Below are 18,106 nucleotides of genomic sequence, written 5' to 3'. Positions count from 1 at the left end.
TTAATTTATTAAGAGTAAATAAAAAACTAATCTGGACTGAGATATAAAACTCTAAGTCTAGATTAGTTTTTTATTTTTCTGAAGTAAGCATGCATTGAAAATAAGAGAAAAAAATTATAATCCTATTGCTTCTTTAACTCTTGTTTTCCAGTTACCTTGCTTTTTTCATCGGCTTTGAATGTAGACTGCGCTTCTTCATTAGTAAAATATACATTTCCATCTACTGTGGCATCTACTAATTGAAAGTTTTTAGCAGAAACATATACGTCACCTTTGAAGGTTCCACTTTGAATTCTAGCATTAAGACTGTTAATAGTTAGTTTTGGTGCTGTAAGATTGTATCTTGCCGTTACTTTTTTATTTTCATCTTGAGCATATAGGGCTATTTTACGCTGTATAATATCTTTTCCAGCATCGTCTTTTTTGCCATTTTTAAATTCGCCATCTAGTACAAGATCTTTATCGATAGTTAAATCCTTTGTTGTTGCAATAATCCATGTACCTGTATTGCTTATTGCCTTCTCAAAAGCAGCTGCCTCATTTACAATGGAAGCCGTTGTTTTTACGTCAGGAGTTGTTTCTGCTGGAGTTGTTTGTGATGGGGCAGGTTGATTTGGCTCAGTTTGATTATTACCGCAGCCAGTACCAGAAATTAAAAAAGATAATAGAGCTAATGTTACTGCTACTGATTTAGTTTTCATTGAAAGTCCTCCTTGTTAATATTAATTTATCTCAGAAACAGTATTGCCCAATTGGCAAAAAATATGTATCTATTTCATTACAAACCATATGCTCACATATATTTCCCCATGTATTAATATTCTTTTTATAGTCCATAAAAAGAAAAAATCAAGTATTCTTACCTTTTTTTCTGAAATCTTTACTTATTAAACTCAATAATTCAATTTTTGATTAGACGTTAAATATTATTTACAAGCCTATTACATGATATCTTATTAGTTTTGCAAAGATAATAAGTTAAAACCTATGGATGTGAGTTATAATGAGCAGAAAAAAATGGTGTCAAAAGGTTAGTAAATTGTTAAATTAAAAATTGTAAAAATGTAATTAGAAGGCATCAAGTAAAATTTTAAGTGTGTCTTATGTTCATAGCACTACATGTGTTAAAAGATTATTTGCTTTTTTTCAATGTTTTAGTGTTAGGGGAACACTAAAACAAATGAAATGAGAGTGGTAATAGACAGAACAAGAACATATATCAATAGAATGATCCATTGGTGGATTAAAAAATGGAACATTCCATGTTTGGTCACATAGAATGTTCTGTTACTAAGTTATAAAAATAGCTGATTATCATGGTAATAATAATTAGTATAAGATTTATGAATATTTTATTAGAAAGTTTTCTCATGTTATCACCCAATATACCATTAATTTGAATTGTTAGTTCATTTTATGGAATCTATAACATATTGTTCTAGCAAATTTGAAAATTGTTTCTAACAAAAGTAATTAAATTATTAACAATGGTAATGAAGAAATCTAAAGAGATACACTAAATTTAGCAACTAACTTTAACAAAATAAAAAAGAAAGTGCTTTTGTTTAACTATAGTTTATGTAAGTAATATATATTCATATTACTGAATATACTTTTAAAATATTAAGTATTTACTGGTAGTAATTAAAAAAGTTTGATATAATAATATTAGAAATATTTTACAGATTTATACTTTCTGATTAAAATTACAAATTTAAAATTGTGGGGTGATTAATGTGGGATTGAACTGGATTTGGTTTGCGCTGATAATATTTGTCTTAATAGTAGATTTACTAACAAGCAATTTTACTTACTCATGGCTTGCATTAGGATTTATACCTGCATTCTTTCTTGGCTTCTTTTTAAGCTTTGAAATTCAGGTAGTAATTGCACTAGTTATTGGTGTAGTTTCTTTGCTTTATGGTCTTAAATTTTCAAAGAAGTATATTAATACAAATATAATCCAAGAAAAGTTACTACTTGGAAAGTATGAGGGAAGAGAATTTATTGCAAATGAAACTATTGACAAAGAAACAAGAATAAAAATAAACGAAGTGTTCTGGGGCGTAAAAAATATTGGTGAAAAGATAGAAAAAGGTGAATCCTTTAAGGTTTTAGAAATTAGAGATAATAAATTAATAATAAAAAAGGGAGATGAATAATATGGCACCATTTATTGGGTTTTTAGTAGTATTAGCACTTGTATTGATTTTGATTATTGCATCAGTAAAAGTTGTAAATACAGGCTATGTTTATGTTTTAGAAAGATTTGGTCAGTTTTATAAAGTTTTAGAACCAGGTTGGCATCTAACAATTCCTTTTGCAGATTTTGTTAGAAGAAAAGTATCGATGAAACAACAAATACTCGATATTCCGCCACAAAATGTTATTACAAAAGATAATGTAAATATTTCGGTAGATAATGTTATTTTTTATCAAGTGTTAAGTTCAAAGGATGCAGTTTATAATATAGAAAACTATGTTTCCGGTATTATGTATTCTACTGTTACTAATATGAGAAATATCCTTGGAGATATGACTCTAGATGGAATTCTAGCAGGAAGAGATTTTATTAATTCAAAGCTACTTGAAATTGTTGATAATGTAACTGATGCTTACGGAATAAAAATATTATCTGTAGAAATCAAAAATATAGTCCCACCAGCAGAAATTCAAGACGCTATGGAAAAACAAATGAAGGCTGAAAGAAGTAAAAGAGCTGCGATTCTAAATGCAGAAGGTGAAAGACAAAGCGCAATTGAAAGAGCCGAAGGGGAAAAACAATCAAAAATTCTCCAAGCTGAAGCTGAAAAACAAGCTAATATTAGAAGGGCTGAAGGTCTTAGAGAATCCCAACTACTTGAGGCAGAAGGTAAAGCTAAAGCTATTGATATAATTGCACAAGCAGAAGCTATTGCAATTGATAAAGTTAACAGGGCTATAATTGAGTCAGGAACTGACTCAACTGTAATTGCCTTAAAACAAATTGAGGCATTAACTGAACTTTCTAAGAATCCTGCTAATAAGCTAATACTTCCAGTTGATATGTTATCCTCTTTAGGAAGTATTTCTGCAATAGCTGAAACTTTAAAAATGAATAAATAAACGTGAATAGACGGTGTAAACCGTCTATTTTTTTATTATTAATACAATATTCACTGGCCTAAAATAGAAAGAAACATATATTAATATTATAAAGTTCAAGTGAGGATTTCACCAAAAATAATTAGGAGTGTGGGATAAGTGAATTCAATATTTTGGTTAGATTTTAAATACTTAGAAAGCTTCATGATTGATGTGTTCAAGGGTCTAAATATGTCAGAAGAAGATGCTAAAATCTGTGCCGAGGTACTTATAGAAGCAGATAAACGGGGTATAGATTCTCATGGTATCGGGCGTTTAAAACATATTTATTATGATCGAATAAAGGATGGAATACTAAGTGTTAATACTAAAATTGATATCGTGAAGGAAACCTTTACCACAGCAGTGTTAGATGGGAATAATGGGATGGGACATGTTATTGGAAAAGCGGCTATGGAAATTGCTATAAAAAAGGCTAAAGTGTATGGATTAGGAATGGTGGCGGTTAGAAACTCTTCTCACTACGGAATTGCAGGATACTATGCTAATATGGCTATAAAAGAAAATATGATAGGTGTCACAGGGACTAATGCAAGGCCATCAATTGCACCAACCTTTGGAATTGAAAATATGTTAGGTACAAATCCATTAACCTTTGGAATACCCACAGATGAGGAATTTCCATTTATACTAGATTGCGCTACATCAACCAGTCAAAGAGGTAAGATAGAAGTTTTTCATAGGGAAGGTAAAGAGATTCCCCCAGGTTGGGTAATAGATGATAGGGGAAATACAAGAACTGATACTCATGAAATTTTAAAGGATCTAATAAATGGTACAGCAGCACTTACACCTCTTGGTGGTATAGGGGAAGAGGGGGCAGGGTATAAGGGTTATGGTTATGCCACTGTGGTAGAAATTCTTTCTTCTGCGCTTCAACATGGAGCTTATCTTAAGGGGTTGTTAGGATATGAAAATGGTAAAAAAGTCCCTTATAAGTTGGGACATTTTTTCATAGCTATAAATGTAGAATTCTTTACAGAAATCAGTAAGTTTAAGCAAATCACTGGAGATATATTAAGAACTTTAAGAAACTCAAAGAAGGCTCCAGACAAGCAAAGAATTTACACAGCTGGCGAGAAAGAATATGAGGCCTGGCTCACAAGAAAAGATAAAGGTATCCCTATAAATAAATCATTGCAAGCGGACATACTTTCTATGAAAGAGGAGCTTAAATTATATAACTATCAATTTCCCTTTGAAAATTAAATAATAATCATTTATCCCAAAATTAAATAATAAATTAGCAAAAATGATAATTTTGTATATTCTATTATATAACAGTTATTTTATGTTGTATAATAGAAATATATAAGGGTGAAGTCTATGAGTCATAATGAAATTATTATTAGATTATTAGTTGCTGTATTAATAGGTGGATTAATTGGTTATGAGCGAGAGTATAAACAAAGACCAGCTGGCTTTAGAACTCATGTTTTAGTTTGTGTTGCAGCTGCTGTTGTTTCGATGATACAACTTTCTATAGGGGAATCTGTGATGCAACAAGTGCTAAATAACGAATCATTAAAAGAAGTTCTAAAAATAGATTATGGAAGACTGGGAGCGCAAGTTATTACTGGAGTAGGTTTTTTAGGGGCTGGTACAATTATTCATTTAAAGGGATCAGTTAAAGGATTAACAACAGCTGCCACTATCTGGACGGTAGCCTGTATAGGACTTGCTGTGGGCTTAGGTTACTACTTTTTAGCAACAACTTCTGCTTTAATAATATTTATAACTCTCATAATATTTAAGAAATTTGAAGACAAGTTGATTTATAAAAAAAGGAACTTAAAATTATATATTGAATTCTATGATGGTATTAGTGGAAATAAAGAGCTTTGTAAATACTTTGAAGAATTATCTATTGACATTTTACACGTTACTATGAGTATGGAAAATCATGAGAATAAAATTTTTAAATTTGAGTATGCTATTAGTGTACCTAGTTCATTATCAACCTCTTCTTTAATAAGTAATCTTAGTTTAATAAAAGAAACTAACTATTGTAAAGTATTATGCTAGGGTGAAGGCAAAAATTAATTGAACAGATGTTTAATAAAAATTATCGTATTTTCACTAAATATTTGGGCAAAATATAATGGAGTTTAACAAAGGAGAGAATTTTATGGAGTATGCCAGTTTTGTGGTTTTAATTATAACACTATATAGTATTATAATTCTTTTAAAAAGGTTTGAAGATAAGCACAGAAAAGTTTTAACATTAGAAGAAGTTGAACATCTAATTGTTTGGGAAAATAATCCGTATAGAAAGGTTAATCCACCTGAAAAATTAGAGCGTATTGTTGAAAAAATAAAAATGGGTGAAATAGTAGAGGTAAAAAATAAAAAGGTATACAAAGATATTCTAAGAATAACAAGCAAGAATATACAATTTAATAATTTAATTCTAATAAATAATAAAAAATAATATTATTATAAAGATTTAAAATACTTTGTTTTCTTATTCTGAAGAATTTTAAAATAATAAGTTAAGAAAGTCCTATTATAATAATATAAACATTAATCTAAGAAACAATTAATTTAAATTAAGTGTATTTTTATAATTAACAAAGTCTTTTATACTCTACTAAACTTATAAAAACTTCTTACTTAGTAAGAAGTTTTTTTGGTGAATATATACAAATATTACCATTTATGATATTATTATCATAATAATTGTGTATAATATTAGGGGGTATTTATATGGAACAAGTGAAAGTAGAAGATGCAATTGGCATGATAATTGGGCATGATTTAACAAAAATAGTACCAGGAGAATTTAAAGGAGTTGCATTTAAAAAAGGACATATAATAACTCCAAAAGATATTGAAGACTTAAAGAAAATAGGCAAAAACCATATATATGTAGTAAATTTATCTAATGGGTTCTTACATGAGGATCAATGTGCGTTAAGAATAGGACAAGCGATCACAGGAAGTGGAACTTTTTTCGAAGATCCTAGTGAAGGGAAGGTAAATATAAAAGCAGAAAAAAGAGGTATTCTTAAAATAAACTTAGATGCTTTAGATAAAATAAATGATATTGATAATATCATCTTAAGTACTTTACATAATAATTCCATTGTAGATGAAAATACTATAGTTGCGGGTACTAAAATTATTCCATTAGCATTGGAAGAGAAGTATATAGAAGAAGTTGAAAATATTTGTAAAAATTGTAATAATGTTATCTCTATCATGCCATTAAAACATCAAAAGGTTGGTATAGTGATAACAGGAACAGAAGTATATGAAGGAAAAATTAAAGATAAATTTGCACCTGTAATTGAAGATAAGCTAAATTCATATGATTGTAGTATTATGGGAAAAACTTTTGTTCCAGATAACCTTAATAATATAACATCAGCCATTAAAGATTTTATTAATGACGGAGCAGAAGTGATAATAACTTCTGGAGGAATGTCAGTAGATCCAGATGATGTAACACCTAATGCTATAAGAGAGTGTAGTGAAGAAGTAATATCCTATGGTTCACCTGTTTTACCAGGTGCAATGTTTATGCTTGCTTATTCTAAATCTGCAACAATAATAGGATTGCCAGCTTGTGGAATGTTTAATAAAACTACAGTATTTGATTTAGTACTACCTAGAGTAATGGCTAAAGATAGAATTAGTAAAAGAGAAATTAATAGATTGGCACATGGAGGACTGTGTTTAAAATGCGAAGTGTGCAAATATCCCGTTTGCCCATTCGGAAAATAAACTTTCATTCTTATACCTTAGTTTAGTTAAGGGTTATAGTATAAATGTTAGACAAAACTCAGTTTTATTTAAAAATGTACTAAAAAAATAATAAAGATTAAACTCCTAAAGAAAATGTGCTATCCTTATAATTGGTTTATTGTAATATGTGATACATTTATGATTAACAATAATTGATTCCATATAGTGGTAGTGGTATAATATTTCACATAGATCAAATAAATATAGTAATATTGTATTGGGAATTTGTTAAGTTTAAATAATATATTTAAAGCTATATTTTTAATATATCTTTATGATTAATGTTATTATTAAAGGTTGTAAGGATTTTGCGGAGGTATATTAATGAAAATACTAATAACAAGTGATACATACTCACCAATGGTCAATGGTGTTGTCACTTCTACTATAAATTTGTATAAAGAGTTGAAGAAGCAAGGACATGATGTGAAGGTGCTGACACTTTCAAATACAGGAAAATCTTATGTTGAAAATGATATATATTATCTAAAATCTGTTGCAGTAAGAGTTTATCCTGGAGCTAGAATAGGTGCTACTATTAATGATAAATTACTTAAGAATATAATACAATGGAAGCCAGATATTATTCATTCGCAAACTGAATTTTCAACTTTAGTGTATGCAAGATATATTGTAAAAAAGCTTTCTGTTCCGCATGTGCACACATACCATACTATGTATGAAGATTACTTGAAATATATATTTAAAGGTAAGTTATTGAAAAAAGAAAACTTAAAAAAAATTGTAAGAAGATTATTAAATAAAATGGATTTAATAATTGCACCCACAGTAAAAGTAAAAGAAACATTAATAAATTATGGAGTATACACACATATTTCTGTTATTCCAAGTGGTATTGATTTATCAAAATTTATGATAGATATTTATGATGAGGAAAAACAAATGTTAAGAAGCATGCTTAATATTAAAAGAAATGAAAAGGTTGTTGTTTATGTTGGAAGAATTGGAGAAGAAAAAAACATAGAAGAGGTTATTACTAATTTTTCAGAGTTATATAACATAGATAAGAAAGTGAAATTAATTATAGTAGGTGGAGGACCATATTTAGAAATACTAAAAGGTGTTGCCATTGAAAATAAGATACAAGATCAAATTATTTTTACAGGAATGGTAACTCCAAAAGAAATTTATAAGTACTATAAAATAGGAGATGTCTTTGTTACAGCATCTACAAGTGAAACACAAGGTCTCACCTATGTGGAAGCATTAAGTTGTGGGCTTCCGGTGCTTTGTAAATATGACCAATGTATTGATAATGTAATTGTTAATACATATAATGGATATGCTTATAGGACAAAAGAAGAATTTATTAATGAAGCATTAAAAATTCTAAATGATGCTGCTTATAGAAATAAATTAAGTCAGAATGCTTTGAGTAAAGCAAAAGAGTTTTCAAAAGAAGTATTTGGTGAAAAAGTAAGTGAACAGTATGAATTAGTTAAAGTAATTAAATTTCCTTTAGCTAAATAAACATTTTCATAATAATTATATAAAAAATTTACAAAATATATTAATAATCATAAGGTGAATCATATGAAAAAAGGCTTTGAGAATATTTCATTATTTCAACTAGAGCATCAGAGTATTCCTGTTGTTAATGATGAAGATGCTTTTAATAATTATAAAAATGTACCTTTAGCACAAAGATTGAAACCTTCTACTTTGGAGGATTATATTGGACAGGAACATATATTGGGCAAAGATAAGCTACTTTATAGGGCTATTAAAAGTGATAGATTAACATCTTTAATTCTTCACGGACTTCCTGGTATAGGAAAAACTAGTTTAGCTAAAGTTATTGCAAATACAACAAAATCTAATTTTATTGAATTGAATGCCGTAACTAGCGGGCTTAAAGAACTTAGAGAAGTGGTAGAAGTTGCTTTTAATAATTTAAGAATGAGAAATGAAAAAACAATAGTTTTTATTGATGAAATTCATAGATTTAACAAAAGTCAGCAAGATGCACTACTTCCACATGTAGAGAAGGGCACTATAATTTTAATTGGTGCCACTACGGAAAACCCATATTTCGAAGTAAATAAGGCATTATTGTCAAGATCTATGATTTTTAGCCTTGAACCACTTAATGAATCACATATTAAAAAGATAATTTATAATGCACTTAGTAATAAAGAATTAGGATATGGAAACACCAACATTAATTTAACTGCTGAAGCGCTAAGATTTATTTGCGAAAACTCAAACGGTGATGCAAGAAGAGCATTGAATGCTTTAGAGATAGGCGTTTTAACAACTACTAGAAGCAATGATGGAATTATAAACTTAGACCTAAAAGTCATGGAAGAATGTATGCAGAAAAAACATATTAACTATGATAAAACTGGTGATAATCATAATGATGTAATTTCCGCATTTATAAAAAGTATGAGAGGCAGTAATGCAGATGCTGCTATTCATTACTTGGCTAGAATGATATACGCTGGAGAAGATCCGGAGTTCATTGCTAGAAGGTTAGTTATTGCTGCTTCTGAAGATGTAGGAAATGCAGATCCCTATGCGCTTTTAGTAGCAAATGCTGCTATGAATGCTGTTAAAAATATAGGTATGCCAGAGGCCAGAATACCACTTGCACAAGCTGTTACATATATAAGCTCTGCTCCTAAAAGTAATGCTGCATATAATGCTATAAATAAAGCATTAGAGGATGTAGAAAAAGGGATCATCGGACAAGTTCCTATACATCTGAGAAATAAGAGTTATAGCGTTGCTCATAAAATAGGAAATGGGGAAGAATATAAGTATCCTCATGATTATACTAATCATTATGTTAAGCAGCAATATATGCCAACTGAACTTTTAAATGTAATATATTATGAACCTACCAATGCTGGGTATGAAAAAAGGATCATAGAAAGAATTAATTTTCTTAAAACAAGTAAATAATTTACTTTAATAAAACATAAGTTAAAATAATAATTATAGCATTTTCAATTTTAAAACTAGAATGCACAATATTACAGTTGATCTTTATTAGTTTCATAAACTCAAATGCTCAACTAATATAATAGTATTAATACATAAAAGATTTTTAGGATGATTAGCGTTTAGAGAGTTAGTCATCTTTTTATTTCAGCAATGTTTAGTAATATAATAAAATTATATTATAACTTTAATTTTTAATTTTAGTGAATATACCATAGAAATTATAAAGGGAGGATAAAATATGACTATTAAGTTATTTTATAATAATCCATACATAACTGAGTTTACAACAGAGGTAATTCATACAAAATATATAGATAATAAGTATCATTTAGTTTTAAAGGAGACAGCTTTTTATCCCGAGGGAGGAGGCCAGCCTTGCGACTTAGGAGAAATTGATGGAATAAATGTTGAGTATGTTTATGAAGAAGATAATGCTGTATATCATGTATTAAATGAAAATGTAAGTAGGGAAGGTATATTCTGTACTGTTGACTTTAAAAGACGATTCGATCATATGCAACAGCATAGTGGAGAACACTTATTATCATCCATATTACTTAAGTTATATAATGGTAAGAATGTGGGATTTCATTTAGGAACAGATTATGTCACATTAGATATTTCTATACCAAACTTCTCAAAGGACATGGCTAAGATGGTTGAAGCTAATGCAAACGAAATAATATATAAAAATATACCTATAAAGTGTTATATTATAGAAAGAGACGATCTAAGTAAAATTCCAATAAGAAAAGAGACAGCTATCTCAGAAGATATAAGAATAGTTGAAATAAGTAAAGTAGATTATAGTGCTTGCTGTGGCACTCATGTTAATACAACAGGGGAAATTGGATTAATTAAAATTATTAAAACTGAAAAATATAAAGGAAATACTAGAATATACTTTAAATGTGGTGAGCGAGCTCTAAAGGATTATTCTAATAAACATTATACAATAACAGAATTAATGAAATTACTATCATCTGATGAAAGTAATATTTTAAATAGTGTAGGAAATTTAAATAATGCAGTTAAAGAAAATAGTAAAACAATTAGAGAGCTAAAGGAGAGAATATACAAAATTGAAACAGATAAGTTGATGCAAGAATTTCATGGTGAAATATACAAGAATGTGTTTTCGGATAAAAGTTTTGAGGAAATAGATTGTATAGGTAAATTAATTTCTCATAAAAATTTAAGCGTGTTATTATGTACAACTATGGAAAATAGGATTTTGCTTATAATTCCTAAAACGAGTTTTATTAACTGTGGTGAATTATTTAAGAATTATATTAAGGAATTTAACGGTAAGGGTGGAGGAAGCAATAACCGTGCTCAAGGAAATTTTTCTACAACAGAAGATCTTTTAAGGTTTTATAACTTCGTAGAAAATTATATAAGTAATATTAAAAAAGTATAAATATAAAAAAGGATTTGTGCACATCTTATAAATGTAAAAATAAAATAGGAGGTTATAAGATGAAGCATAATGAAATTTTAACTGTTTACAATGATATGGGTAAAGAGGTCCAATTAGAGCTTATTGATGTTGTAAGTATAGGTTCAAATGAATATGTTATAGCTGGTCCTAGAAATTCTAATGAAGCTTATGCATACAAAGCTATTAGCAAAAATAACAATGAAATTGAATACATGTCTATTGGAGCAGGGGCAGAATTTAATAGGGTTTTAGAAAAGTTTAATTCTCAAGGGCATTAAGTTAATCAATCTAAAGATGGAGGTATAAATCAATGAAAACAAGAAAAGAAGCAAAAGCAGATAATAATAGAGATTTCATAAAAAAAGGAATGAAAAGCCAGGAGCAAATTAGTAATAATCAATTTGTTTCCACCATTGAGGAACCAGAATTAAATAAATCAGTAGAATACACTCGTAAAGACGGTTATAAAATATAATTGTAAAATTCAAGGTTTGTTAATAATTAACAAACCTTGAATTTTTATATAACCGATATATTTAACTTTGTACTTGAAAAAGAGTCAATATGTTTTCATACTTATAAATGCATGCATTTTAAAACTTTGCTATACTGCCTAGTGACGAATATTTCTAATTGTAATAAATCAACTATATTATATATACATATAACTAATTTGTGTTTATAATAAAATTAAAAAATATTATTTTTATGAAAGTAATCATATTAATAAGGTTACTTAATAGTTAAAGTTTGTAAGGTGAATGTTTCATTGTGTAGAAGTTGTAAATTATATATGAATCATAAGGAGTTAAAAACATGGAGTTTTACGAAAGTTGCTTAAGTAAAATTGGACAAGGAGGATGTTGGGATATGATAGTTATTGATGGAGTTGTTGGTGTAGGGAAGAGTACACTTATGAATATTTTAGAAGAAGAAGGGTATATTCCTTTTGAAGAGCCAGTGGTAGATAATCCCATACTGGAGAAATTTTATTACGATAGAGAAAGATACAGTTTTCCCCTTCAAATATTTTTCTTAAATAAAAGATTTAAAAATATTAAAGATGCATCAAAGATTCAAAATGCTGTAATGGATAGAAGTATATATGGAGACATTATATTTGCAAAAATGTTAAATGATTCTGGTGAGATGTCGAATGAAGAATTTGATTTATATATAGAGCTCTTTGAAAATATGATTGAGCATTGCAAGGCACCGAAGCTTTTAGTATATCTTGAAGTTGGTGTAGATGAAGCTATGAGAAGAATTAATAGAAGGGGAAGGGACTATGAAAAAGTAGTTGAAAGAGAATACTGGGAACAGCTTAATAGCAATTATAGAAATTATTTTGAAAAATATAGTATTTCACCTATTTTAAAAATAAATGTAGATAATATGGACTTTGAAAATAATCCACAACATAGATCATATTTATTAAAATTAATACATAACAAGCTAAAAGAAATCCATAATATAGAAGAAGTCACAGCTTAAATAACTAATAAGTTTATTTTTAATGGCCACTAAAATAATTCGAGCTTCACCTATGCGCTTTGAATAGTTTTCTTAATAAAAATTGAGCTAAAGGGATAATTAGTATGATTAATCTAGAAAGAAAAATAAAACTACCACTTAATGTTACAACTATAATAAATAATTTGTATGATAACAACTTTGAAGCTTTCGCTGTGGGTGGTTGTATTCGTGATTCCCTTATGGGAAGAATTCCATCAGATTGGGATATAACCACAAATGCAAACCCTATGAATGTAAAGGTTATATTTGAAAATCAAGGGTTTAAAGTTATAGAAACCGGAGTAAAACATGGAACAGTAACTGTATTAATTCATAAGGAGCCTTATGAAATTACTACATATAGAATTGATGGAGACTATTTGGATAATAGAAGACCCAGTGAAGTTATCTTTACAAATGATTTAAAAGAAGATTTGTTAAGACGGGATTTTACTATTAATGCAATGGCTTATAATGATAAAGTTGGATTAGTGGATTTTTACAGAGGATTAGAACATCTAGAAGCTAAAATACTTTGTACAGTAGGAAATCCAGAAGATAGATTTACAGAGGATGCTCTCAGGATGCTTAGAGCTATTAGGTTTTCCTCAACCTTAAAATTCTCAATACCTAGAGATGTAGAAGAAGCCATTAAAAACAACTATAGTTTACTAAAAAGTATAAGTGCAGAAAGAATAAGAGATGAATTTATTAAGATAGTAGTATCACCTTTACCTTCATATGGCATAGAAAAGCTGTGCAAATTAAAATTAATGAACTATATAATTCCAGAAATTCTAACACTTAGAGAATTTAATCAAAATAATAAAGATGGTAATAATTATATTTATTCTCATTCTATGAATGTATTGGATAATGTAGAAAATTTCTTGGCATTAAGACTTAGTGCACTTCTCTTAAATATAGGTAAACTTGAAACTTTAATTGATGATAAAAGTACTTCTGAGCATTTTCAAGGTTATAATTTAGTGAGTGAGAGAATTTCAAGAGAAGTTTTAATAAAATTAAAGTTTGATAATTTAACAATAAATAGAGTTTCTTTACTAGTAAAAGAATATATGCTTCCACAGAATCTTAACTCTAAAAAAGAAATTAAAAACTTTATAATAAAAATTGGTGAAGAAAATCTAAAGTACTTTTTCAATTTAGTTTTTGCAGATATAAAGTGTACCACTAACAATGATTTTCATTATAAAAATATACGAAAAGTTGAAGATATATGTTATGAAATATTAGAAAATAGGGAACCTTTATATGTAAGAGATTTATTAATTTCAGGTAATGACCTAATTGATTTAGGGTTGCCAAAAAGCAAGCTTATAGGTGAAACACTTAATTACTTGCTATTAGAAGTATTGCAGAATCCTGATTTGAATAAAAAAGAAATATTACTAGAACTTGCAAAGAAACATTGTAAAGTAAAGGAAAATAATTTATAATTAGTTTAGTTTCAAATTATACGCAAAATTGGAAGGAGATACAAAAATGGATGATAGACACATAATTACTTTAACAGACCCAGATACAAATGAAAAACTTGAACTTGAAATTATAGAGGAGTTAACTGTAAATGGCAAAGAATATGCTCTTCTTGCACCACTAGATAATGATGATGAGGCATTTGTTTATAGAGTTGTTGGAGAAGGCGCAGATGCATCTTATGAAATGGTAGAAGACGAAGAAGAATTTGATTCAGTAGTTGGAGAATACGATAGATTATTTGATGAAGAAATGGAAAACTAACCTTGCATTGCAAGGTTTTTTTAATTTAATAAAAATAAGAATTTTTATTAAATTACGTAGTTGCTTTCGTTTAATTTCTATAAAATGTACGCATAATATCTTTGAAGACTTATTAAGGAGAGATATATATGGGACCGAAGAAATTAAATCCTTTAGATTTTCCTAAAGCATTGCCTCCACAGCATCAAGATAAACAACCAGGTATCGAAAAAGTTATGAATCCTAGACCTATTTTCGAAGATACAAACTGTGTCGGATCGAGTAAATTGGTAGATAAAGTTGCAGTAATTACTGGGGGAGACAGTGGTATTGGAAGGGCTGTAGCAGTAGCTTATGCAAAAGAGGGTGCAAATCTAGCAATAATGTACTTAGATGAACATGAGGATGCTAATGAAACTAAAACTATTGTTGAGAACTATGGTGCTAAATGTATTCTAATACCTGGAGACATTGGTGACGAAGAATTCTGCAAAAATGCAATAGAGAAGGTAATATCTGAATTCAAAGACATACACATTTTAATAAACAATGCAGCCGAACAGCATACTCAAGATTCTATTGAACAAATTACAAGTGATCAACTATTAAGAACGTTTAAAACAAACATCTTTGGAACGTTTTACATGACACAGGCTGCTTTAAAATATATGAAAAGTGGGGGCTGTATAATAAACACAACTTCAGTTACTGCATACGAGGGGCATAAGACTTTGATAGATTATTCTTGTACTAAAGGTGCATTAGTAACTTTTACAAGATCCCTTCATATGAACTTAGTAGAAAAAAACATTCGAGTAAATGCTGTAGCACCAGGACCAATTTGGACACCACTAATCCCAGCGAGTTTTTCTGCTGCTGAGGTAGGTCAATTTGGTAGTACAGCACCAATGAAAAGGCCTGGGCAACCAGTAGAATTGGCTGGAGCCTATGTATTTCTTGCCAGTGATGAAGCTTCTTATGTTTCTGGTCAGGTTATCCATGTTAATGGGGGTATAATGGTAAGTAGTTAATTCTATAGCAAAAGCCCCTTATTAAAGAATATGTAATAAACAAGAAAAATAAGTAAGAAGGAAAAATTATAACTTAATTATAATCATAATTAAGTTATTAAACATTATAGAAACACAAAAGAAAAGACCTTCGCCAGAGGCGAAGGTCTTTGATTATTAAGCAGATATTGAATTATTATTAGAAGCTGACTTTTTCTTTAACTTAACTTCTGGTTCTCTTGGAAGACCAAATAAAGGTACTAATCTATCTAAACCAGTTAAAGTTAAAAGTAAGATTGAGATTACAGCAACGTATGCCATAAAGTTGTATTTTATTATATCTAATGCAACGAATTGGTGTAGTGGATAAACAGATGTTGCTATTCCCACATAGAATCCAATATAAACATGCCATGGAATTAATTGAGAACCAAATACTCCAAGAGCATCTGAGAATGTAGCATTTCTTAAACGAAGCTTGTACATTGCCTCTTCGCTACCTTCAACGTTTTCTTCCACAAGTTCTTTTATAATTGGTCCTACAGTAACTATTTGCGCCATTTCATCAGCTAGAGCTGCATTACCAATTAATGATAGGGCTCCATTCCAGAACATTAATTGTCTTACATTTCCAGATATCTTTAATACTAGATTTGATAATGGTCTGAAGGCATTGATTTTTGACATGATTCCACCAAAAGCTCCAACCCACATCATCATTACAATAACCCAAGAACCAGCATCAGAGAATCCAGTTTCCATCATGCTAAGGAAAGCTCCCATTGATTCAACTGTTCCTGCAAAAAATCCTAGTATAATAGAAGATGCAATTCCAAGTCCTAAACAGGCAAGAGTTGACACTCCTTTGATTGCAAATCCAATAACAAGAAGAAGTGGAATAACCATATATACAGGCACTCCGTCTTTAACTTGGTTAAGTAGTAAAACGGCTGAAGGTCTTGCTTCTTCAAGTGGTCCCCAAACTGATTGAGGAATCGCTTCAATAGCTTGTGTAGCTGTAGAAGCTTCTGTTGGAAGCCCCATAACATTACTTACTACATAAAATAAGATAGCTGTAATAACTAAACATAAGATAGACCAAACTCCCTGATGTCTAATTCTGTGGATAACTTCAACTTTTTGAATCCCTGAGCTAACAACAGTCGTGTCAGAAATTAAACCTATATTATCTCCAAAGCATGCACCACCTGCTATTGCAGCAGTTGTTAATAGAATATCTCCTCCAACGATATGGTTTAACCACAAGAAAATTGGAGCACATGCTGCAAAGGTTCCCCAAGAAGTTCCAGTAGCTACTGATAAAGCACATGTTACTAAAAATCCAACTAATGCAACAGTTCTTGCAGTTAGTCCAAGAGAAAGAGACATGTTAACTATAGCGGCACCAACGCCAGTTGCCATGAAGGCTTCCGCCATTGCATATGCAAACATAAGAATAAAGAAAACTAATTGTAAATGTTTTACATTTTCTACTGCAGCATCTACAATATCATTCAATTTTAATTTTTCAGTTAGAGTTGCAATGATTGCTGCATATATAGTAGCTATTGGTGCTGCTACTAATGCATCTACATTGCTCATCATTAGTCCTGCCATTAAAAAGACAGGGGAAATTTTTAATAATGCTATCATTTGTATGATACCCCCCATATGACTTGTCAAAACGTTTTCTTTATTATGATAACATTTCTACAAATCAATTATTTAGTTCATACTTATTATATCTAAATTTTGCATATATTTCAACATATTTTGAAAAATCTGATAAGTATTTTGAATTATTTTATTAAAAATATTAATATAATTCAAATTTTCTAAATATTTCGATATTTTATTTGTTAAAAGAGTATCAAAGAAAGTTTCAAAAATCACTATATCCAGTAAAATATTTAAATTCAATTTAGATACTGATTAAAAAAAGCATCATAAAAAGTTACTAATTATTAAAAAAATTCTATTCAATAAGGAATACGAGAAGTAATTTAATAATCAAAATCTTGTATTGTTTATCTTTTTTTTATTAGAATTGTTTATTAAAAGTGAGAGAGACTTATCAAAGATTAGTAATCTTAAAAAGAGCATAATATAGAAATATATTATGCTCTTATAAGTAAAATATAATATTATTTAAATTTTAATAACCTGAACTAGTGTTATTTAATCCTTCAACTATAGCAATAGAAGAACTAGCGCCGATTCTATTTGCACCAGCTTCAATAACTGCAAGTGCATCTTCTTTTGTTCTAACAGCACCGGAAGCTTTTACACCCATATTAGGACCTACAGTTTCTCTCATAAGTTTTATATCTTCAACAGTAGCTCCACCTGTGCTAAAACCAGTTGAGGTTTTAACAAAATCTGCTCCAGCTTCTTGAGCCAATTGGCAAGCTTTTACTTTCTCTTCTTGGTTCAATAAACAAGTTTCAAGTATAACTTTTACAATTGCCTTTCCTTTAGCAGTTTCTACAACTTCTTTTATATCATTTAAAACTAAATCATAATTTTTATCTTTTAA

General features: G+C 29.2%; 18 protein-coding genes. 15 read left to right on the top strand and 3 right to left on the bottom strand.

Annotated features, from left to right (window positions below):
* Positions 1-122 precede the first annotated feature (122 nt).
* Positions 123-701 (bottom strand): hypothetical protein, encoded by a 579-nt coding sequence (locus RR409_RS08140; RefSeq protein WP_332557243.1) that lies wholly within the window; start codon positions 699-701, stop codon positions 123-125.
* Between the two features lie 1,035 nt (positions 702-1,736).
* Between RR409_RS08140 and RR409_RS08135 the strand changes: the two genes are divergently transcribed.
* The 15 genes from RR409_RS08135 to RR409_RS08065 all read left to right on the top strand — a co-directional run bounded on the left by RR409_RS08135 (position 1,737) and on the right by RR409_RS08065 (position 15,591).
* Entirely contained in the window at positions 1,737-2,162 is a 426-nt protein-coding gene (locus RR409_RS08135; RefSeq protein WP_332557242.1) for an NfeD family protein, read from the top strand.
* A gap of 1 nt (position 2,163) precedes the next feature.
* Complete coding sequence (locus RR409_RS08130) at positions 2,164-3,105, top strand: SPFH domain-containing protein (RefSeq protein ID WP_332557241.1); 942 nt, start codon at positions 2,164-2,166, stop codon at positions 3,103-3,105.
* 138 nt (positions 3,106-3,243) lie between these two features.
* Positions 3,244-4,353 (top strand): Ldh family oxidoreductase, encoded by a 1,110-nt coding sequence (locus RR409_RS08125; RefSeq protein WP_332557240.1) that lies wholly within the window; start codon positions 3,244-3,246, stop codon positions 4,351-4,353.
* Between the two features lie 117 nt (positions 4,354-4,470).
* A complete protein-coding gene (locus RR409_RS08120) occupies positions 4,471-5,169 on the top strand; it encodes an MgtC/SapB family protein (protein ID WP_332557239.1) in 699 nt (232 codons plus the stop codon).
* 103 nt (positions 5,170-5,272) lie between these two features.
* Positions 5,273-5,575, top strand: coding sequence for a hypothetical protein (locus tag RR409_RS08115; protein WP_332557238.1), 303 nt, complete (start codon positions 5,273-5,275; stop codon positions 5,573-5,575).
* Positions 5,576-5,850: 275 nt separating this feature from the next.
* Complete coding sequence (locus RR409_RS08110; RefSeq protein WP_332557237.1) at positions 5,851-6,870, top strand: molybdopterin-binding protein; 1,020 nt, start codon at positions 5,851-5,853, stop codon at positions 6,868-6,870.
* A 345-nt stretch (positions 6,871-7,215) separates the two neighbouring features.
* Positions 7,216-8,382: a glycosyltransferase family 4 protein gene (locus tag RR409_RS08105; protein WP_332557236.1), complete on the top strand. Its 1,167-nt coding sequence runs from the start codon at positions 7,216-7,218 to the stop codon at positions 8,380-8,382.
* Positions 8,383-8,445: 63 nt separating this feature from the next.
* A complete protein-coding gene (locus tag RR409_RS08100; RefSeq protein ID WP_332557235.1) occupies positions 8,446-9,819 on the top strand; it encodes a replication-associated recombination protein A in 1,374 nt (457 codons plus the stop codon).
* A gap of 280 nt (positions 9,820-10,099) precedes the next feature.
* The gene (locus RR409_RS08095) at positions 10,100-11,281 is read left to right on the top strand and encodes an alanyl-tRNA editing protein (protein WP_332557234.1); all 1,182 of its coding nucleotides are present in this window, start codon (positions 10,100-10,102) and stop codon (positions 11,279-11,281) included.
* Positions 11,282-11,340: 59 nt separating this feature from the next.
* The gene (locus RR409_RS08090; RefSeq protein ID WP_332557233.1) at positions 11,341-11,580 is read left to right on the top strand and encodes a DUF1292 domain-containing protein; all 240 of its coding nucleotides are present in this window, start codon (positions 11,341-11,343) and stop codon (positions 11,578-11,580) included.
* Positions 11,581-11,612: 32 nt separating this feature from the next.
* On the top strand, positions 11,613-11,777 hold the full coding sequence (locus RR409_RS08085; protein WP_332557232.1) for a hypothetical protein: 165 nt from the start codon (positions 11,613-11,615) through the stop codon (positions 11,775-11,777).
* A gap of 341 nt (positions 11,778-12,118) precedes the next feature.
* Positions 12,119-12,796: a deoxynucleoside kinase gene (locus RR409_RS08080; protein ID WP_332557231.1), complete on the top strand. Its 678-nt coding sequence runs from the start codon at positions 12,119-12,121 to the stop codon at positions 12,794-12,796.
* Positions 12,797-12,900: 104 nt separating this feature from the next.
* Complete coding sequence (locus RR409_RS08075; RefSeq protein ID WP_332557230.1) at positions 12,901-14,277, top strand: polynucleotide adenylyltransferase; 1,377 nt, start codon at positions 12,901-12,903, stop codon at positions 14,275-14,277.
* A gap of 46 nt (positions 14,278-14,323) precedes the next feature.
* Complete coding sequence (locus RR409_RS08070) at positions 14,324-14,581, top strand: DUF1292 domain-containing protein (protein WP_332557229.1); 258 nt, start codon at positions 14,324-14,326, stop codon at positions 14,579-14,581.
* A gap of 128 nt (positions 14,582-14,709) precedes the next feature.
* On the top strand, positions 14,710-15,591 hold the full coding sequence (locus RR409_RS08065; protein WP_332557228.1) for an SDR family oxidoreductase: 882 nt from the start codon (positions 14,710-14,712) through the stop codon (positions 15,589-15,591).
* Positions 15,592-15,747: 156 nt separating this feature from the next.
* Here RR409_RS08065 and RR409_RS08060 read toward each other — a convergent pair whose 3' ends face one another.
* Both RR409_RS08060 and deoC read right to left on the bottom strand, forming a co-directional pair.
* Positions 15,748-17,223 carry a Na+/H+ antiporter NhaC family protein gene (locus tag RR409_RS08060; protein ID WP_332557227.1) on the bottom strand — a complete coding sequence of 492 codons (1,476 nt, stop codon included), beginning with the start codon at positions 17,221-17,223 and terminating at the stop codon, positions 15,748-15,750.
* 502 nt (positions 17,224-17,725) lie between these two features.
* On the bottom strand, positions 17,726-18,106 hold a 381-nt coding region (gene deoC / locus RR409_RS08055), incomplete at its 5' end, for a deoxyribose-phosphate aldolase (RefSeq protein WP_332557226.1).

This window comes from Clostridium sp. (assembly GCF_036642255.1).
In the GTDB taxonomy this organism is placed as follows: Bacteria; Bacillota; Clostridia; order Clostridiales; family Clostridiaceae; genus Clostridium_J.
This window is presented reverse-complemented; position numbering and strand designations above follow the sequence as displayed.